This is a genomic window from Nocardiopsis sp. MT53 (assembly GCF_019598965.1).
In the GTDB taxonomy this organism is placed as follows: domain Bacteria; phylum Actinomycetota; class Actinomycetes; order Streptosporangiales; family Streptosporangiaceae; genus Nocardiopsis; species Nocardiopsis changdeensis.
Map to the genome: position 1 here is coordinate 753961 of NZ_CP080599.1, position 17665 is coordinate 771625.

General features: G+C 70.5%; 20 protein-coding genes. 1 reads left to right on the forward strand and 19 read right to left on the reverse strand.

Annotated elements, in window-relative coordinates; genetic code table 11:
- Positions 1 to 307: 307 nt before the first annotated feature.
- On the reverse strand, positions 308 to 946 hold the full coding sequence (locus K1J57_RS03150; RefSeq protein WP_220562979.1) for a class I SAM-dependent methyltransferase: 639 nt from the start codon (positions 944 to 946) through the stop codon (positions 308 to 310).
- Positions 947 to 1009: 63 nt separating this feature from the next.
- On the opposite strand from K1J57_RS03150, the gene K1J57_RS03155 reads away from it, so the two are divergent.
- Entirely contained in the window at positions 1010 to 1606 is a 597-nt protein-coding gene (locus tag K1J57_RS03155; protein WP_220562980.1) for a cob(I)yrinic acid a,c-diamide adenosyltransferase, read from the forward strand.
- Positions 1607 to 1883: 277 nt separating this feature from the next.
- On the opposite strand, the gene K1J57_RS03160 is transcribed toward K1J57_RS03155, so the two are convergent.
- The 18 genes from K1J57_RS03160 to K1J57_RS03245 form a co-directional block, all read right to left on the reverse strand.
- Positions 1884 to 2399 (reverse strand): hypothetical protein, encoded by a 516-nt coding sequence (locus tag K1J57_RS03160; protein WP_220562981.1) that lies wholly within the window; start codon positions 2397 to 2399, stop codon positions 1884 to 1886.
- Between the two features lie 67 nt (positions 2400 to 2466).
- Positions 2467 to 2919, reverse strand: coding sequence for a DUF2550 domain-containing protein (locus tag K1J57_RS03165; RefSeq protein WP_220562982.1), 453 nt, complete (start codon positions 2917 to 2919; stop codon positions 2467 to 2469).
- A 17-nt stretch (positions 2920 to 2936) separates the two neighbouring features.
- Positions 2937 to 3326 (reverse strand): F0F1 ATP synthase subunit epsilon, encoded by a 390-nt coding sequence (locus K1J57_RS03170; RefSeq protein WP_220562983.1) that lies wholly within the window; start codon positions 3324 to 3326, stop codon positions 2937 to 2939.
- A 76-nt stretch (positions 3327 to 3402) separates the two neighbouring features.
- Positions 3403 to 4845, reverse strand: a complete 1443-nt coding sequence (atpD, locus tag K1J57_RS03175) for a F0F1 ATP synthase subunit beta (protein ID WP_220562984.1) — start codon at positions 4843 to 4845, stop codon at positions 3403 to 3405.
- A gap of 5 nt (positions 4846 to 4850) precedes the next feature.
- Positions 4851 to 5771 (reverse strand): F0F1 ATP synthase subunit gamma, encoded by a 921-nt coding sequence (locus K1J57_RS03180; protein WP_220562985.1) that lies wholly within the window; start codon positions 5769 to 5771, stop codon positions 4851 to 4853.
- 3 nt (positions 5772 to 5774) lie between these two features.
- Positions 5775 to 7415, reverse strand: coding sequence for a F0F1 ATP synthase subunit alpha (gene atpA, locus K1J57_RS03185; RefSeq protein ID WP_220562986.1), 1641 nt, complete (start codon positions 7413 to 7415; stop codon positions 5775 to 5777).
- 65 nt (positions 7416 to 7480) lie between these two features.
- A complete protein-coding gene (locus K1J57_RS03190) occupies positions 7481 to 8302 on the reverse strand; it encodes a F0F1 ATP synthase subunit delta (RefSeq protein ID WP_220562987.1) in 822 nt (273 codons plus the stop codon).
- Entirely contained in the window at positions 8302 to 8850 is a 549-nt protein-coding gene (locus K1J57_RS03195) for a F0F1 ATP synthase subunit B (protein ID WP_220562988.1), read from the reverse strand. The genes K1J57_RS03190 and K1J57_RS03195 overlap by 1 nt, the downstream gene beginning before the upstream one ends.
- 30 nt (positions 8851 to 8880) lie before the next feature.
- Positions 8881 to 9099, reverse strand: coding sequence for an ATP synthase F0 subunit C (atpE, locus tag K1J57_RS03200; RefSeq protein WP_220562989.1), 219 nt, complete (start codon positions 9097 to 9099; stop codon positions 8881 to 8883).
- A 109-nt stretch (positions 9100 to 9208) separates the two neighbouring features.
- Positions 9209 to 10063, reverse strand: coding sequence for a F0F1 ATP synthase subunit A (atpB, locus tag K1J57_RS03205; RefSeq protein WP_220562990.1), 855 nt, complete (start codon positions 10061 to 10063; stop codon positions 9209 to 9211).
- Positions 10064 to 10156: 93 nt separating this feature from the next.
- Positions 10157 to 10372, reverse strand: coding sequence for a hypothetical protein (locus tag K1J57_RS03210; protein ID WP_220562991.1), 216 nt, complete (start codon positions 10370 to 10372; stop codon positions 10157 to 10159).
- A gap of 63 nt (positions 10373 to 10435) precedes the next feature.
- A complete protein-coding gene (locus tag K1J57_RS03215) occupies positions 10436 to 10873 on the reverse strand; it encodes a hypothetical protein (protein ID WP_220562992.1) in 438 nt (145 codons plus the stop codon).
- A gap of 231 nt (positions 10874 to 11104) precedes the next feature.
- Entirely contained in the window at positions 11105 to 12256 is a 1152-nt protein-coding gene (locus K1J57_RS03220) for an MraY family glycosyltransferase (protein ID WP_220562993.1), read from the reverse strand.
- A gap of 40 nt (positions 12257 to 12296) precedes the next feature.
- The gene (locus K1J57_RS03225) at positions 12297 to 13094 is read right to left on the reverse strand and encodes an L-threonylcarbamoyladenylate synthase (protein WP_220562994.1); all 798 of its coding nucleotides are present in this window, start codon (positions 13092 to 13094) and stop codon (positions 12297 to 12299) included.
- Between the two features lie 75 nt (positions 13095 to 13169).
- Positions 13170 to 14033 carry a peptide chain release factor N(5)-glutamine methyltransferase gene (gene prmC / locus K1J57_RS03230; RefSeq protein WP_220562995.1) on the reverse strand — a complete coding sequence of 288 codons (864 nt, stop codon included), beginning with the start codon at positions 14031 to 14033 and terminating at the stop codon, positions 13170 to 13172.
- On the reverse strand, positions 14030 to 15100 hold the full coding sequence (prfA, locus tag K1J57_RS03235) for a peptide chain release factor 1 (RefSeq protein ID WP_220565322.1): 1071 nt from the start codon (positions 15098 to 15100) through the stop codon (positions 14030 to 14032). Before prfA ends, prmC begins: the two co-directional genes overlap by 4 nt.
- A gap of 109 nt (positions 15101 to 15209) precedes the next feature.
- Positions 15210 to 15422 (reverse strand): 50S ribosomal protein L31, encoded by a 213-nt coding sequence (rpmE, locus tag K1J57_RS03240; RefSeq protein ID WP_220562996.1) that lies wholly within the window; start codon positions 15420 to 15422, stop codon positions 15210 to 15212.
- 194 nt (positions 15423 to 15616) lie between these two features.
- Positions 15617 to 17431, reverse strand: coding sequence for an L-lactate permease (locus tag K1J57_RS03245; protein WP_220562997.1), 1815 nt, complete (start codon positions 17429 to 17431; stop codon positions 15617 to 15619).
- Positions 17432 to 17665: the final 234 nt, after the last annotated feature.

Genomic DNA, 17665 nt, shown 5'->3' on the forward strand with positions numbered 1-17665 from the left:
TCAGTGGATCATTCCGGGTCGCGGCCGCTCCCGGCATTCGGCGCGAGCGCCGGAACACTCGAAGGCATCCGCCGAACACGCCCTGGAGCAGGGAGGGGGCGGTGGGCGTGAACCCCCCGGTTTCACGCCCGCCGCCCCCTCGCGGTGTCTCCCCCTCCGTGCCCGCCCGAGCGGCCCCCCTCATGACTCCGTTCGGGTCGGCGCGGTGAACACCGCCACGGGACTACGATGAGTAGCGCCCTCACTCCATAAGGTATCAGTGAGCCAGATCACTTCTCACCCCCTGATGCCGAACAGTTATCCTCCGTCACTCCTGTTTGCGGAACAGCAGGTGGGCCTGGGGGAACCCGCGGCGCTCGTCCTCGCTCCCGGCGATGACGAGGCGGGCCACTTCCGCGAGCCCGGCCTCCCCCGCCAGCACCGACACGCCCTCCGGCGAGTAGCGGTGGGCGGGCGCCACCCGGTGGTCGAAGGGCTCGCAGAGCACCCCGGGGCCGTCGAGGGCCTGGAAGGCCAGCAGCAGGTACCCGCCCTCCCGGAGCATCCGGTGGAACCCGGCCAGCGTCACGGGCAGCCGCCCGGGCGGGTCGTGGATCACCGAGTAGTGGGCCAGGACCCCGGCCAGGGAGCCGGCCTCCGCCACCGGGCCGGCCAGGTCCCCCACCTCGAACCGCAGCCCCGGGTACGTCTCGCGGGCCAGGTCGACCATCCCCGGCGACAGGTCCACCCCGAACGCCTCCACCCCCAGCTCCCGCAGCCGCGCCGTCAGGTGCCCGGGCCCGCACCCGGCGTCGAGCACCGGGCCCCGGCCGCGGACCAGCTCCGCGAAGACCGGGAACAGCGCCCGGTCCAGCGGCCGGTCCTCCCCCCACCGGTCCACGAGGGCCGCGTACTCCCGGGCCACCGCCCCGTAGGCGTCCCCGACCGTCTTCTCCATCTCGCTCATGCCGCCCGACACTAGCCCCCTCCGCCCCGCGGCGGCGGGCGGTCCCCCCTCTAGGGTGGGGGCATGACTCAACGGGACACGGACAAGCCGGTCGTGCTGTCCAAGATCTACACGCGGACCGGGGACACCGGCACCACCGCGCTCGGCGACATGAGCCGGACCCGCAAGAACGACACCCGGATCGTCGGCTACGCGGACACCGAGGAGGCCAACGCCGCCATCGGGACCCTGCTCGCCCTGGGCGAGGTCCCCGACGACGTGCGGGCGCTGCTCTCCCGGGTCCAGAACGAGCTGTTCGACCTGGGGGCCGACCTGTCGACCCCGATCGTCCCGGACCCCGAGTACCCGCCGCTGCGCGTCCTGCCGGAGTACGTCACCCGGCTGGAGGAGGCCTGTGACGCCTACAACGCCGACCTGCCGACCCTGCGCAGCTTCATCCTCCCCGGCGGCTCCCCCACGGTCGCGCTGACGCACACCGCCCGGGTGGTGACCCGGCGGGCCGAGCGCAGCGTGTGGGCGGCGGTCGAGGAGCACGGCGACTCCGTCAACCCGCTCACCGCGCAGTACCTCAACCGCCTCTCGGACCTGCTGTTCATCCTGGGCCGGTACATGGCGCGGGAGGGCGACGAGGTCCTGTGGAAGCCCGGCGGCGAGCGCTGACCCCCGGGTCCCTGCACTAGAGGGCCCCGGCGGCGGAGGGCGCCGCGGACCCTCCGCGCACCGCGGGCCGTGCGGACCCTCGGAGGCGGCGGCCGGGGCGTGTTCGGCGGATGCCTTCGGGCGTTCCGGCGCTCGCGCCGAACGCCGGGAGCGGCCGCAAGGCGACCTCTCGCAGGACGGCCGGCACGGGTCGGCCCGGGGCCGGCCGTCCGAGCGCGGGCGGCGCAACGAGAGGCGGCCCCGCGGCCGCGACCCGGAACGGCCCGCCGAGCACGCCCTAGCAGGCAGGCGGGAACTCCTCGGGGTCGGCGTACTCCGCCTCCCCCTCGCCGGACACGCTCGCGTACAGGCCCTGCTCGGAGGCCAGGGCCCCGGTGGTGAAGCGCAGCACCGCGATGTCGTGCTCGGTCGCCTCGCCGGGCTCGGCCTCCGCGGTGCCCACCCCCAGCACGTACTCCTCCTCCGGGGAGTCCGGCCCCATCCGGTAGACCGGGCGGCCGTCGTCGCCGACGATGCTCCAGTCCTCGCCGGGGGCGGACAGGTCCACCTCCAGGGACCGGCCCTCGAATTCTCGGGTGGCCACCAGGTGTCTTCGCTGGGTCTCACCGAGCAGGTCGATCTGCCGGGGCGGCTCCTCGCCGCACCAGGTGACCATGACGACGGGGAACTTGTGCCCGGCCGTGAAGTGGCCGGTGGCGACCGCGGCGACGTGGCCGCCGGTCGGCTGGCAGGAGACGAGGAACGGGCTGAGAAGGGCGAGGGCGGTCAGGCCCCGCAACCGCGATACCACCATGGGAACGCATCCTGCCATCCCGGGCGGCGCACCGGGCGGCGGCGCACCGGGCGGGTGCCCGGCGGGGTCAGGTGTCCCACTCGGTCCCCGGGGGCAGCGACTCCACCCAGGACAGGAACCCGGTGAGGGTGGCGTCGTTCATCGCGATCTCCACCGCGGGCCGGTCCCCGCCGCCGGGCCAGGTCAGGCGCACGACGGTGGTGTCGGCGGGCAGCTGCTCGCCGGGCTCGGGGGGACGGCGCCCGGATACGACGAGACCGCGGCGCGACAGCTCTGCCGTCGGCCGCGGTCTGATCGAGAACGCGGGGAACCAGCCCAGGTCCAGCGAACCGTACCTGCACAGTCCGATCCGCCAGGCGCCCCGGCGTCCGCCCGCGCCCGGGAAGCGCAGATGGCACTCCACCGCTCCGCCGTGCCGCAGCAGGACCCGGCGGCGCAGGACGGCGGCGGCCACGAGGGCCGCCGCGCACAGGAGGAGGGCGGGGAACACCCACCGAAGCAGGTCCAGCGGCTGTTCCATGGGCCCCGTTCCGAAGGCTAGGAGGCGTCCTCGCCGGCGGCCCGCAGGCGGCTGCGGGCGCGTCCCAGGGCGGCGGTGTCGTCACCCTCGGTCGCGTTCTTCAGCGCCGTGCGGGCGCGTTCCACATCGATGTCCTCGGCGAGCTCGGCGGTCTCGGCGAGGATCGAGACCCGGCCCTCGCCCGACACCGAGATGAACCCGCCGTGGGCGGCGGCGCGGACCTCTCCGTTCTCCCGCGCGCCCAGCACGCGGACGACCGCGTCCTCGGCGAGCAGCGAGAGGACGGGGATGTGGTTCGGCTGGATACCGATCTCACCCTCGACGGTCTTCGCGATGACCATGTCGCCCTCGCCCGCCCACACCTCGTGCTCGGGCGAGACGATCTCGACGAAAAGCTTCTTCGACACTGCCTGAACTCCTCGGCCAGGGTTGGATTGGGCGGGGGCCGCCCGCCGTGGCGGGCGGCCCCAGCGGCTACAGGGTCTAGCCCTGGAGCTTCTTGGCCTTCTCGACGACCATGTCGATGTTGCCCACGTCGAGGAACGCCTGCTCGGGCAGGTGGTCGTACTCGCCGTCGCACAGGCCCTTGAAGGAGGCGATGGTCTCCTCCAGGGGCACGAACACGCCCGGCGTACCGGTGAACTTCTCCGCCACGAACATGTTCTGCGACAGGAAGCGCTCGATGCGGCGCGCGCGGTTGACGATGATCTTGTCCTCTTCGGACAGCTCGTCCATACCGAGGATGGCGATCTGGTCCTGGAGGTCCTTGTTGCGCTGCAGGATCTCCTTGACGCGCTGGGCGACCTGGTAGTGCTCCTGGCCCACGTACTGCGGGTCGAGGATGCGGGAGGTCGACGCCAGCGGGTCCACCGCCGGGTAGATGCCCTTCTGCGAGATCGGGCGGGAGAGCTCGGTCGTCGCGTCCAGGTGGGCGAACGTGGTCGCCGGGGCCGGGTCGGTGTAGTCGTCCGCGGGGACGTAGATCGCCTGCATGGAGGTGATCGAGTGGCCCCGGGTCGAGGTGATCCGCTCCTGGAGCTGACCCATCTCGTCGGCCAGGTTGGGCTGGTAGCCCACGGCGGAGGGCATGCGGCCCAGCAGCGTGGAGACCTCCGAACCCGCCTGGGTGAAACGGAAGATGTTGTCGATGAACAGGAGCACGTCCTGGTTCTGGACGTCGCGGAAGTACTCCGCCATCGTCAGAGCCGACAGCGCCACGCGCAGACGGGTGCCCGGGGGCTCGTCCATCTGGCCGAAGACGAGGGCGGTGTCCTGGAGGACCTCCATCTCGTCCATCTCCAGGAAGAGGTCCGTACCCTCACGGGTGCGCTCGCCGACACCGGCGAACACGGACACACCGCCGAAGTTGCGGGCGATACGGGTGATCATCTCCTGGATCAGCACGGTCTTGCCGACACCGGCGCCACCGAACAGGCCGATCTTGCCACCGCGCACGTACGGGGTGAGGAGGTCGATGACCTTGATGCCCGTGACCATCATCTCGGTCTTGGACTCGAGCTGGTCGAACGACGGCGGCTTGCGGTGGATCGGCCAGCGCTCGGTGACCTTCAGCTCCGAGGTCGGCACGTCCAGGGACTCGCCCAGGGTGTTGAACACGTGGCCCTTGACGATGTCGCCGACCGGCACGCTGATGGGCTCGCCGGTGTCGCGCACCTCGGCGCCGCGGACGAGGCCGTCCTGCGGGGCGAGCGAGATGGCCCGCACCAGGTTGTCACCCAGGTGCTGGGCGACCTCCAGGGTGATGGTCTTGGTCTCGCCGCCGACGGTCACGTCGGTGTGCAGGGCGTTGTAGATGGCAGGGATCGAGCCGACGGGGAACTCCACGTCGACGACCGGGCCGGTGACCCGGGCGATCCGACCGGTGGCGGTGCCAGCCCCGGTCGTCTCTTCAACAGTCGCAGTCACTTTTCTTACTCACTTCCCGCGCTTGCAGCAGAGAGCGCGTCGGCACCGCCGACAATCTCACTGATCTCGTTGGTGATCTCGGCCTGACGCGCCTGGTTGGCCAGTCGGGTCAGGGTCTTGGCGAGTTCCTCGGCGTTGTCCGTGGCGGCCTTCATGGCGGCACGGCGCGACGCCTGCTGGGAGGCGGCGGATTCGAGGAGGGCGAAGTAGATGCGGTTGGTCACGTACTGCGGGAGCAGCCGGTCCAGCGCCTCCTCCGCGGAGGGCTCGAACTCGTACAGCGGCAGGGCCTGCCCGCCGTGCGAGGCCTCGAGCTCCGCCTCGTCGACCTCTTCCACCTCCAGCGGCAGCGCCCGCGTGGCGGACGCGCGCTGGGTCAGCATCGACACGAACTCGGTCGAGACCACGTGGATCTCGTCGACGCCGCCCTCGGAGGTGTCCTTGGCGAACCTCTCCATGAGCGCGGTGCCGATCTCCTGGGCGTGCGCGTAGGTCGGACGCTCGGTGATGCCCTCCCACTGGTCCTCGACCTTGCGGCCGCGGAACTTGTAGAAGCCCGTCCCCTTGCGTCCCACCATGTAGGTGACGACCTCCTTGCCCTGCTCCTGGAGGAGCCTGGCGAGGGAGTCCGCCTCCTTGAGGACGTTGGACGAGAAGGCGCCGGCCAGACCCTTGTCGCTGGTGATGACCAGGACGGCGGCCCGGGTGGGGTTCTCGGCCTCGGTCAGCAGCGGGTGGTCGGACACCCGGCTCGCCAGGGCCGAGACCGCCCTGGTGATCTCCCGCGCGTAGGGTCCGGCAGCCTCAGCCGCACGCTGCGCCTTGGTGATGCGCGTCGTGGCGATGAGCTCCATCGCACGGGTGATCTTCGCCATCGACTTCGTCGAGCGGATCCTCCGGCGATAGACGCGAAGCTGTGCACCCATGGGTTACTTCCCGCCCTTGGCGACCTTGATGGTCTCCTGGCCGACGTTCTCCTCTTCGAGCGCCTCGGCCTCGGCCTCGGTGCCCAGGAGGGTGCCCGCGGAGGTCTGGAAGCCCTGCTTGAACTTGTCGAGCGCGCCCTCCAGGGCCTGCTCGGTCTCCTCGCCGAACTTCCCGCTCTCGCGGATGCCGTCCAGGATCGCGGTGTGCTCGCGGTCGAGGAAGTCCAGGAAGTCGTCCTCGAAGCGGCGCACGTCCTCGACCGGGACGTCGTCGATGCGGCCGGTGGTGCCCATCCAGATGGAGACGACCTGCTTCTCCATCGCGAACGGGGAGTACTGGCCCTGCTTGAGCAGCTCCATCAGGCGGGCGCCGCGCGCCAGCTGCTGCTTGGAGACCGCGTCCAGGTCGGAGCTGAAGGCCGAGAAGGCCTCGAGCTCGCGGTACTGGGCCAGGCCCAGCCGGAGGGTGCCGGAGACGTTCTTCATCGCCTTGGTCTGGGCCGCGCCACCGACACGGGAGACCGAGATACCGACGTCGATGGCCGGACGCTGACCCTGGTTGAACAGGTCGGAGTCCAGGAAGACCTGGCCGTCGGTGATGGAGATGACGTTGGTCGGGATGTAGGCCGAGACGTCGCCCGCCTTGGTCTCGATGATCGGCAGCGCCGTCAGCGAGCCCTTGCCCAGCTCGTCGGAGAGCTTGGCGCAGCGCTCCAGGAGCCGGGAGTGCAGGTAGAAGACGTCACCCGGGTAGGCCTCGCGGCCCGGCGGGCGGCGCAGCAGCAGGGAGACGGCGCGGTAGGCCTCGGCCTGCTTGGTCAGGTCGTCGAAGACGATGAGGACGTGCTTGCCCTGGTACATCCAGTGCTGGCCCAGGGCCGAACCGGTGTAGGGGGCGAGGTACTTGAAGCCCGCGGCGTCGGAGGCGGGGGCGGCGACGATGGTGGTGTACTCCATCGCGCCGGCCTCCTCCAGGGCACCGCGCACGCCGGCGATGGTCGAGCCCTTCTGGCCGACCGCGACGTAGATGCAGCGCACCTGCTTGTCGGGGTCGCCGGACTCCCAGTTCGCCTTCTGGTTGATGATCGCGTCGATGCAGACCGCGGTCTTGCCGGTCTGCCGGTCGCCGATGACCAGCTGGCGCTGGCCGCGGCCGATCGGGGTCATCGAGTCGATGGCCTTGATACCGGTCTGGAGCGGCTCGTGGACGGGCTTGCGCTCCATCACGGTCGCGGCCTGGAGCTCCAGCTCGCGGGTCTCGGTGGACTCGATCTCGCCCTTGCCGTCGATGGGGTTGCCCAGGGGGTCCACCACGCGGCCGAGGAAGTCGTCACCCACCGGCACGGAGAGGAGGCGTCCGGTGCGGCGCACCTTCTGGCCCTCCTCGATGCCGGTGAAGTCGCCCAGCACAACGGCACCGATCTCGCCGATCTCGAGGTTCTGGGCCAGGCCCAGGGTTCCGTCCTCGAATTCCAGCAGCTCGTTCGCCATCGCCGAGGGGAGGCCACTGACGCGGGCGATGCCGTCACCGGAGTAGGTGACGGTACCGACCTCTTCCGCGCGGGTGGCCTCAGGCTCGTACGACTGGACGAAGCGCTGCAGCGCGTCCCGGATCTCGTCCGGCCGGATCGTCAGCTCCGCCATCTCTACGTTGTCCTTGCTCTCAAGTGGCGCCTGACCGGCGCCGTGCGTACTTGCCTTGCGTTTCTTCAGCCGGCCAGACGGCGCTGGGCCTCGGCGATACGCCCGGCGATGGTCCCGTCGATGACCTCGTCACCCACCTGGATGGAAAGCCCACCCACGATCTCGGGGGCGACCTCGATGTTCAGGTGGATGTCGCGGCCGTAGGCGCGCGTGAGCGCGGCCCCCAGCCGGGACTGCTGGTCCTCGCTCAGGGCGACGGCGCTGCGGACGACCGCGACGTAGCGCTTGGCGCGCTCGGCGACGATGTGCCCGTAGTTCTCCAGCGCCTGTTCCAGGGTACGGCCCCGGGGCCGGGTGACCGCTTCGCCGACCAGGGTCAGCGTCGCGGGGTCCACCTTGCCCGAGAGCAGGCTCTCCACCAGGGAGAGCTTGTGCTCGGAGCCGACACCGTCACGGGTCAGGGCCTCGCGCAGCTGCGGCTGGGAGGCGACGATCCGCTCGAAGCGGAACAGCTCGTCCTCCAGGCCGTCCAGGGCCGCGGCGCTGCGGAGCGAGGAGATGGTGGCGTAGACCGCCATCCGCTCCACGGCGTCCACGAGGTCGCGCGCGCTCGACCACTTGGCCGAGACGGCGTCGCCGGCCACGAGGACCGCGGACGGCGAGACCTTGGACTCCAGCAGCTGCCCGATGAGGGCGGACTTGGCCTCCGCCGGGTTCGCCTGGTCGGCGAGCCAGCGGCGCAGCGAGTGCTCCTCGGTGAGCAGGGCGACGACCTGGAACAGCTCGCCGCCCAGGGCCACACCGCCGGTGGCGCCGGCCGACGCCAGGACGTTCTCGTCCAGGCGCCGGGTCACCTCGGTCAGCGACGTACGGCTGATACCACGCATCAGCGCACCTCGGCTTGCTGCTTGCCCTCGCTCTGCTCCAGCTCGTCCAGGAACCGGTCGATGACGCGGCTCTGGGCGGCGCTGTCGCTGAGGCTCTCACCGACGATGCGGCTGGCGAGCTCGGTGGAGAGCGCGCCGATCTCACCCTTCAGCTGGGCGAACGCCTGCTGGCGGTCGGCCTCGATCTGAGCGTGGGCGGCGTCGACGATGCGGCGAGCCTCGGCCTGGGCCTCCTCGCGCGCCTCGGCGATGATCGCCGCCCGCTGCTCCTTGGCCTTCTCCAGCTCCTGCGCGTACTCGCGGTGGGCCTCTTCGAGCTTCTCGCGGTACTGCTGGCGGATCTCGTCCGCCTCGGCCTCGGCCTTCTGAGCGCGAGCGATGCCACCCTCGATCTGGTCGGCACGCTCGTCCAGCGCCTTCGTCAGCCGCGGCCACATCTTGTAGACGACGCCGAGGATGATGAGGAAGGCGATGAGGCCGAAGGTGAACTCGTCCCAGTGGATGCGCAGGACGTTTTCTTGTTCAGCTGCCAAATACACGGTTGGCATCCCCTTCGCGTTCTGTATGACCAGGTGTTACTAGACGGCGAACGCGAGAACGAAGCCGAGGATGGCCAGGGCCTCGATGACGGCGAAGCCGAAGATCATCTGACCCTGCAGGACACCGCGGGCCTCGGGCTGGCGGGCGATGGCCTGGACACCGAGACCGAAGACGAGACCCACGCCGATGCCGGGGCCGATGGCGGCGAGGCCGTAACCGATGCTGTTGAGGTTACCTTCGATGGCGGCGAGATCCATTGATATTCCCTTTACTACAGGCCGACGATCATGGACGTCGTCGGGCGAACGTGACAAAACGGAAAACAGGTCCAGCGGTGCGCACTGGGAGGGACCACGGGGGCCTCTCCTAGTGCGCGCCCTCCATGGCCTCACCGAGGTAGATGGAGGAGAGGAGGATGAAGACGTAGGCCTGGACCGCCATGATGAACAGCTCGAAGGCCGTGAAGACCAGGAAGCCGACCAGGGCGATGCCGGAGTAGCCGACCGAGATGGCGCCGAACAGCGGCCCCATCTGGGACATCGGGTTGAACATGTAGAACCCGGCGGCCGCGAACAGTGCGAGCAGCAGGTGCCCGGCGAACATGGTCGCGAACAGACGGATCATGTGCGTGGCCGGCCGGATGATGAAGTTCGACAGCGCCTCGATGGGCACCACGACCGGCAGGATCCACCCGGGGACGCCGCTGGGGACCAGGCGGGCCTTGAAGTGGGCGGCGGCACCGTGCTCACGGATGCCGACCACGTTCCACAGGACGAAGATGAACAGGGCCAGGACCGCGGGGAAGGCCAGGTTGGAGGTCACCGGCAGCTGGAGGCCGGGGATGAGACCCATGATGTTCATGCAGAAGATGAACAGGAACAGGGTCACCATCAGGGGGAGGTACTTGTCCCCCTTCTTGCCCATGGTGGTCCGGGTGACCTGGTCGCGGATGAACATGACCAGCATCTCGGCCATGCTCTGACCGCGGCCGGGGACGACCTTGGCCTTGCGGGTGGTGAAGTACCAGAAGGCGGCGGCGACGATCAGTGCGACCACCGCGACCAGGTAGTACTTGTTCAGCCCGGAGGTGAGGGGAAGACCGAAGTCCACCCACGGGGTCGGGTTGAAGAGGCTCACTCCCGGAGCCTCGAACCCGCACCCGTCTCCGAAGAGGTGGCAGCCTGATTCGGACGCCGCGACGACGCTCACGTCAGCACCCACGGCGATCCCTTTCGTCGTGACGCAACTCAATCCTTGGTGTTCTCGTCGGGACGGTCCCGCCCACAGCGGGGGCGGACGCACCCGGGTGTTCGGTCAGGACCGGACGTACTGGGCATAGATGAGGTAGATCGAGCCGACCAGGCCCACTCCCAGCCCGATGGGCAGGAAGAGACCCGAGAAGCCCAGGGCCCAGTCCACGACCCAGCCCACGCCGCCCCAGAAGGCGAGCCCTCCCAGCAGGTACGAGATGAGAGTGGTGGCGTTGGCGCCGGACGATTCCTCGTCCTTCTTCGCACTCGACCGACTCATGCTCTCGCTCCGGAAGATAGCAGTAGGTGATCAGGCTCGGCGCACCCCCCCGCCCGAACGGGGTCACCGGCGCGCCTCACTGTCCTCGGACTCGGACTCGTCCTCGCCCGCGGGGACGATGGTCGGCTGCTTGCTGCGCTTGACCGCCACGGCCTGGGCCGTCAGCCACGCGATGACACACGCCAGCGCCGACCAGCCGAACACCTGCGTGTCCAGTGCCTGCGTGCCCTTGAAGGTCAGCAGGACGGCCAGGAGGATGCCGAACTTGGTCGTGTAGACGAGGAAGGCCACCGGGAGGAGGAGCTCCGGACGCCGACCGCCGGTCCAGGAGATGACGAACGCCGAACTGGCGAACGCACCGATCACCAGGGCGACCGCGAAGAGGGCGCCGAGGAGTCCCTGGACGTTGCTGAGGGCGAAGCCGGCGATCATCGCGACCACGCCGACCAGTGCCGTCGGAATCGCGGCGCCGCGGAGGGTCCGGGCGTCGTGTTCCTGCATCAGAAAAGCTCCGTGAGGTTCAGTGGTTGCCTGCTCGTGAAAGCTATCACAAGGTTTTCGGTGCTGAATCCGGGGGTTCCTTAACGCGACCTTAACGCCTCGGGAAACGCCCGCTCCGCCCGCGTTTCGGGCCTTGTGTCACCTTGGCCACACCCGTCACGACCACCTCGGAGGCACCCCGTACCGGGTGCCGAAAGGGACCTGCGACCCCTTTCCGAGGTCACAGTCCTCTCACCGTTTCACACCGTCCCCGGAACGGGGGCCGCGCGCCCGGTCCCAGGGCAGCAGGCCGCGGCGGCGCAGCCGGGGCAGGGCGATGAGGCCGACCGCGCAGACCGCGACCAGGGCGGTCACCGTCAGCACGACCACCGCGGAGTCGAACACCGACAGCGCCACCGCGGCGAACGCCACGATCCCCGCCCACAGGTACATGAGCAGCACCGCGCGCACGTGGCTGTGCCCCATGTCGAGCAGGCGGTGGTGCAGGTGCCCGCGGTCCGGGGCGAACGGCGACTTGCCCGCCAGGGTGCGGCGCAGCACGGCCAGCACCAGGTCGGCCAGAGGCAGCGCGATGACCAGCAGCGGCAGCGCGATCGGCAGGAACACGACCAGGCCGGAGTTGAACTCCTCGCGGGCGGTGTTGGCGTCGAACTGCCCGGTCACCGTGATGGTGATGGAGGTGAGCAGCAGGCCCAGCAGCATGGATCCGGTGTCGCCCATGAACACCCTGGCCGGGTGGAAGTTGTGGCAGAGGAATCCGACACAGGTGCCCGCGAGGATGATCGCGATCATCGCCGGGTAGGACTGGCGGACGAACCCCTGCTCCACCGCCACCACGTAGTAGTAGGCGAAGAAGGCCAGGGCCGAGATGCCGACGATGCCCGCGGCCAGGCCGTCCAGGCCGTCGGCGAAGTTGACCGCGTTGATGGTCACCACGATGAGCAGCACCGACACCAGCGCCCCCAGCCAGGGGCCGAGCGAGAGCTGGGTGCCGGGCAGCGGCAGCCACAGCAGCTGCACGCCCGCGGCGACGAGGATGCCCGCGGCCGCCACCTGCCCGGCGAGCTTGCTCACCGGGTCCATCCCCCACCGGTCGTCGATGACGCCGATGACCGTGATGAGGCCGCCGGCCAGCAGCAGGCCGATCCAGGTGTCGGCGACGAACACGTTCTGCAGGTGCGGCAGTTGCGCGGAGAGCAGCAGGGCCACGGCGAAGCCGCCGTAGATGGCCAGCCCGCCCAGCCGGGGGATGGGCTCGGTGTGCACGTCGCGGTCGCGCACCGGCGGCGTGGCGCCGAAGGCGATCGCGAACTTGCGCACCAGCGGCACGAGCAGGTAGGTCACCGCGGCGGCGATGACGAAGGTGAGCGCGTACTCCCGCACGGCCTTGGCCCTTCTGTCTCTGTGTCCCGGGACGGGGCGGTCAGTCGCGGTCGGTGGCCTCGGGCGCGGTCTCCCCGGCGGCGGGCCCGGTGCCCGTCGCGGGGGCGTCGGCGTCGGCGGCCTCGGGGGCGTCCCCGGCCGGCGCGTCCTCACCGGCCTCCCGGGCCTTGGGGCGGTCGGGGCCCTTGCGCAGCTCGCCGATGACGGTGCCGCACACCTCGCGCAGCTTCTCGATGGGGATGGCGCCGCTGCGCAGCACCCGCGGGACCGCGTAGGTGAGGTCGACGATGGTGGAGGGCACCGGCGACTCCGCCGCCCCGCCGTCGAGGTAGACGGCGACGGTCTCCTCCCCCAGCTGCGCGATGGCCTCCTCGGCCGTGGTCGCGGCCGGGCCGCCGGAGAGGTTGGCGCTGCTGACCGCCATCGGGCCCGTCTCCTTGAGCAGGTCCAGGGCGACCGGGTCCATCGGCATGCGCACCGCGACGGTGCCCTTGGTGTCGCCCAGGTCCCAGGACAGGCTGGGGGTGGCGGCGCACACCAGGGTGAGCGGGCCGGGCCAGAACTCGTCCATGAGGTCGCGGCCGAACCGGCCCAGGTCGTCGACCAGCGCCATCGCCGCGCGGGTCGAGCCGACCAGCACCGACGGGGGCACGTCGCGGCCCCGGCCCTTGGCCGCCAGCAGGTCCGCGACGGCCTTGGGGCTGAAGGCGTCGGCGCCGATGCCGTACACGGTGTCCGTGGGCAGCACCACCAGCTCGCCTCGGCGGACCGCGGACGCGGCGTCGGCGATACCGTCCTTGCGGGCGGTCTCGTCCGCGCAGTCGTAGATGCGGCTCACCTGCGTTCACCTCGTTCTCGAGCGGGTGGGCCGGTCGGGGCCGGCCCGGGGGGCGGGATCGTGACGACCGGCCGGTCAGTCCTCGTGGTCGGCCCGGCGCATGACCACGAAGCGGTCGCGCCTGGCCAGGTCCTTGCGATTGAGGACGTCGCGCCAGCCCTTGTCCTCGGGGAAGAGCCAGGGGATGTCGATGCCCTGGCCGTCGTGGTGCTCCACGGCCATGGCCCCGCCGGGGCGCAGCAGCCTGCGGCCGACCGCCTCCAGGTCGCGGATCATGTCCAGGCCGTCCTCGCCCGACCACAGCGCGGGGGCGGGGTCGAAGTTGCGCACCTCCGGGGGGATGGCGTCGGCCTCCCGGGTGGGCACGTACGGCGGGTTGCTGATGAGCAGGTCGACGCCGCCGTTGAGCTCGGGCAGCGCGGTGCGCATGTCGCCGTGGTGCAGGGTGACCCGGTCGGCGTGCCCGCTGGCGTCGATGTTGCGCCGGGCCCACTCCAGGGCCGTCGGGTCGATCTCCACGGTGTGCACCCGGGAGCGGGGCACCTCCTGGGCGATCGAGATGGCGATGGCGCCCGAGCCGGCGCCCAGGTCGACGACCAGCGGGTCGGCGACGTCCATGGCGCGCAGCGTCTCGATGGCCCAGTCGACCATGATCTCGGTCTCCGGCCGGGGGACGAACACGCCCGGGCCGACCCTCAGTTCGAGGTAGCGGAAGTAGGCGCGGCCGGTGATGTGCTGGAGCGGCTCGCGGGCCTCGCGGCGGGCGACGCACTCCCAGTACCGGGCGTCGAAGTCGGTGTCGGCGACCGTGTGCAGTTCCCCTCGACGGACACCGTGCACGAACGCCGCGAGCTCCTCGGCGTCCGTGCGAGGCGATGCGATGCCCGCGTCCGCGAGTCTCAGTGTCGCGCGGGCGACCTCGTCGAGAAGAAGGTTCATGATCCCTGGGCCGCTTCGAGCCTTTCCTTGGTGTCCGCGTCCACGAGGGCCTTGACGACGCCGTCCAGCTCCCCGTCGAGGACCTGGTCGAGGTTGTAGGCCTTGTAGCCGACACGGTGGTCGGAGATGCGGTTCTCCGGGAAATTGTAGGTGCGCACGCGCTCGGAGCGGTCCACCGTGCGGACCTGGCTCTTGCGCTCGGCGGCGGCCTCGGCGTCCGCGCTGGCCTGGGCCTCGGCGTAGATGCGGGCGCGCAGGATGCGCATGGCCTGCTCCTTGTTCTGGAGCTGGCTCTTCTCGTTCTGGCAGGAGGCCACGATGCCGGTGGGCAAGTGGGTGATGCGCACCGCGGAGTCGGTGGTGTTGACGCTCTGGCCGCCGGGGCCGGAGGAGCGGTACACGTCGATGCGCAGGTCCTTGTCGTGGATCTCGACCTCGATGTCCTCGGCCTCGGGGACCACCAGGACACCGGCCGCGGAGGTGTGGATGCGGCCCTGGGACTCGGTGACGGGGACGCGCTGGACGCGGTGGACGCCGCCCTCGAACTTGAGCATCGGCCAGACGCCGGTCCCCGGCTCGGGGGTGCCCTTGTTCTTGAAGGCGATGGTGATGTCCTTGTAGCCGCCCAGGTCGGAGTGGGTGGTGTCGATGACCTCGGTCTTCCACCCCTGGCGCTCGGCGTAGCGCAGGTACATGCGGACCAGGTCGGCGGCGAACAGGGCGGACTCCTCGCCGCCCTCGCCGGCCTTGACCTCCATGATGAGGTTCTTGTCGTCGGCGGGGTCGCGCGGGATGAGCAGGAAGCGCAGCCGGTCGGTGAGGCGCTCGGCCTCGGCGGTCAGGCGGTCGGCCTCCTCGGCGAAGGAGGAGTCCTCGGCGGCGAGCTCGCGGGCGGCCTCGATGTCGCTCTCGGTCTCCTTGAGCGCGCGGTACGTCTCGATGATGGGGGTGAGCTGCGCGTAGCGCTTGCCCAGTGTGCGCGCCCGGCCCTGGTCGGCGTGCACCTCCGGGTCGGCGAGCTGCTGCTCCAGCTCGTAGTACTCCCCCAGGAGGTCGTCCAGCTTCACTTGTGCCACCCCGTCTTGATTCGCGTGCCTCGCCTGCCGTGTCGCCCCCGCGGGGGCCGTGGGTCCCGTGGCGCCGGGTGCGCCGGCGCCACGGGCGGAGCGGGCGCCGCTACTTGGTGCGCTTGCCGAAGCGCTTCTCGAAGCGGGCGACCCGGCCACCGGTGTCGAGGATCTTCTGCTTGCCGGTGTAGAACGGGTGGCACTCGGAGCACACCTCGGCGCGGATCTTGCCGTCGGTCACCGTGCTGCGGGTCACGAACTGGGCACCGCAGGTGCAGGTCACCTCGGTGGTGACGTACTCGGGGTGGAGGTCGGCCTTCATCGTGTGTCTCCTTGTTATGCGCGGCCGCCGGGCGCACGCCTGACGCACCACCGCTGCGGTGGGGCGTCGTGAAGGTCATGCGCGAACCGGTGCCGCGGCGATCCAGGTAAGGGGCGGCGGGTCCTCATGGAGGAGGACGGGCCGTATCCCCGACTACCAGTTTGCCAGAACCACAACCGTGCCGTGACCGGTATCTATTCCGCCCTCCCTCCCCTCCCCTCCGCGGTGCCGGCGGCGGCGCGGCGCGCGTCGGACCGCCGCAGGTACACGGCGAGCCCGGCGAGCAGCAGCAGGAGCGCCGCCAGGACGAGGGTCCCGGCGTTGAACCCGACCCCGTGGATGAGGATGTGGGCCAGGGACCCGGCCGCGACGACGTAGTAGACCATCGGGATCACCGTCTGGCGGATCAGGTCCCCCTCGCGTCCGGCGAGGCCCACCACGGCGGAGGCGGCGACCACGTTGTGCACGGTGATCATGTTGCCCGCGGCGCCTCCGGCGGCCTGGGCGGCGACCACCGTCTCGGGGGGCACGCCGATGCGTTCGGCGGTGGAGAACTGGAAGAGGGAGAACATCAGGTTGGAGACGGTGTTGGACCCGGCGACGAAGGCCCCGAGGGCGCCGATCCAGGGGGCGTAGAGCGGCCAGGCGGCGCCGCCGAGCTCGGCCGCGCCGGAGGCGAGGGTCAGGGGCATGCTCGCCAGGTCGGTCTCGCCGAAGTCGGCGCCGGTGTTGATGAAGACCCGCACCAGGGGGACGGCGAAGAGCAGGGCGACGGCCGCGCCGGCGAGCTGGGAGCCCGCCATCCCCCAGGAGGCGAGGATCTCGCGGCCCTTCATCCGATGCAGCCCGTAGGTGAGGAGGCAGACCAGGATGAAGGTCGCGCCCGGGGAGTAGAGGGGTTCGACGGCCTGGGCCACGGGCGTGCCGAAGATGTCGGAGGCCCCGACGGTGATGCCGGTCAGCCAGGCCTTGACGGGGTCGATGGTGCGGGTGGCGACGAGGATGCCCGCCACCAGGAGGTAGGGGGCCCAGGCGCGCAGCAGCCCCATGCGCCGCTCGGCGGTCCCGGTCCCGTTCTCCGGCTGGGCGAGGCTCCCGCTCCACCGGGCGAGCCAGTCCTCCCGGGGCGGGAAGTCCCAGGTCTCCTTGGGCATGAGGAAGCCCTTGCGGGCGGCCAGGACGACGATGACCAGTCCGGTCAGCCCGCCCAAGAGGCTGGTGAACTCGACGCCGAGGAAGTGGTTGTACAGGACGGAGGGGACGGTCATGGCGAAGGCCGCGAAGAGGGCGAACCTCCACACCCCGAAGCCGTCGGAGAAGCGCCTGCGGCCCCCGTAGAAACCGCAGAGCATGCAGCTGATGAACAGCGGGACGAGGGTGCCGACCGCCGCGTGCAGCAGGACGGTCTGGAACCCGATGTGGGAGACGAACTCGGGGAACGCCAGCCCCAGGACCGAGGCCCGCTCGGCGACGTCGGGCGATCCCTCCAGTCCGCCCGAGACCCCGACCAGGATGGGGGTGCCCACCGCGCCGAAGCTGACGGGGGTGCTCTGGATGACCAGGCCGACCATGACGGCCGCCATGGCGGGGAAGCCCAGGGCGAACATCAGGGGGGCGACCACGGCGGCGGGCGTGCCGAACCCGGAGGCGCCCTCGATGAAGCTCCCGAAGAGCCATCCGATGATGATGGCCTGGATCCGGCGGTCCGGGCTGATGTCGGTGAAGGTGGCGCGGATGGTGGCGATGGCGCCGCTCTTGGTGAGGGTCGCCAGCAGGAGCAGGGCGCCGAAGATGATGTAGAGGAGGCCGATCGCGAGGATCAGGCCCTGGACGGTGGAGGCGGCGACCGCCACCCATTCGGTGTTCCAGGCGGTGACGGCGATGAGGACGACGACCGCGTAGCCGACGGGCATGGCGTACTTGGCGGGGGTCCGGAACCCGACGAGCAGGACGCCGACGACGAGGATCGGGGTGAGCGCGAGCAGGCTGAGCAGGGCGAGGTTGTCCATGTGGACGGCTCCCTGGTGTTGCTGGGGGTACTCGACCGGGCCGACCCTAAATCGTTTTATGAAGCGGGGACATCCCCCGAGGGTGACCTGCAACACATCAGTGATCTTTTTCGTCTGCCAGTGCCCGTTTTCCGGATGACGAAAGAACGGCCCTCTCCTTCCGGAGAGGGCCGTCCGGTTCCCCCGCTCTCCCCCACGGGGGCGGGGCCGGTTCGGTCGCGCGCTCGGGGCCGT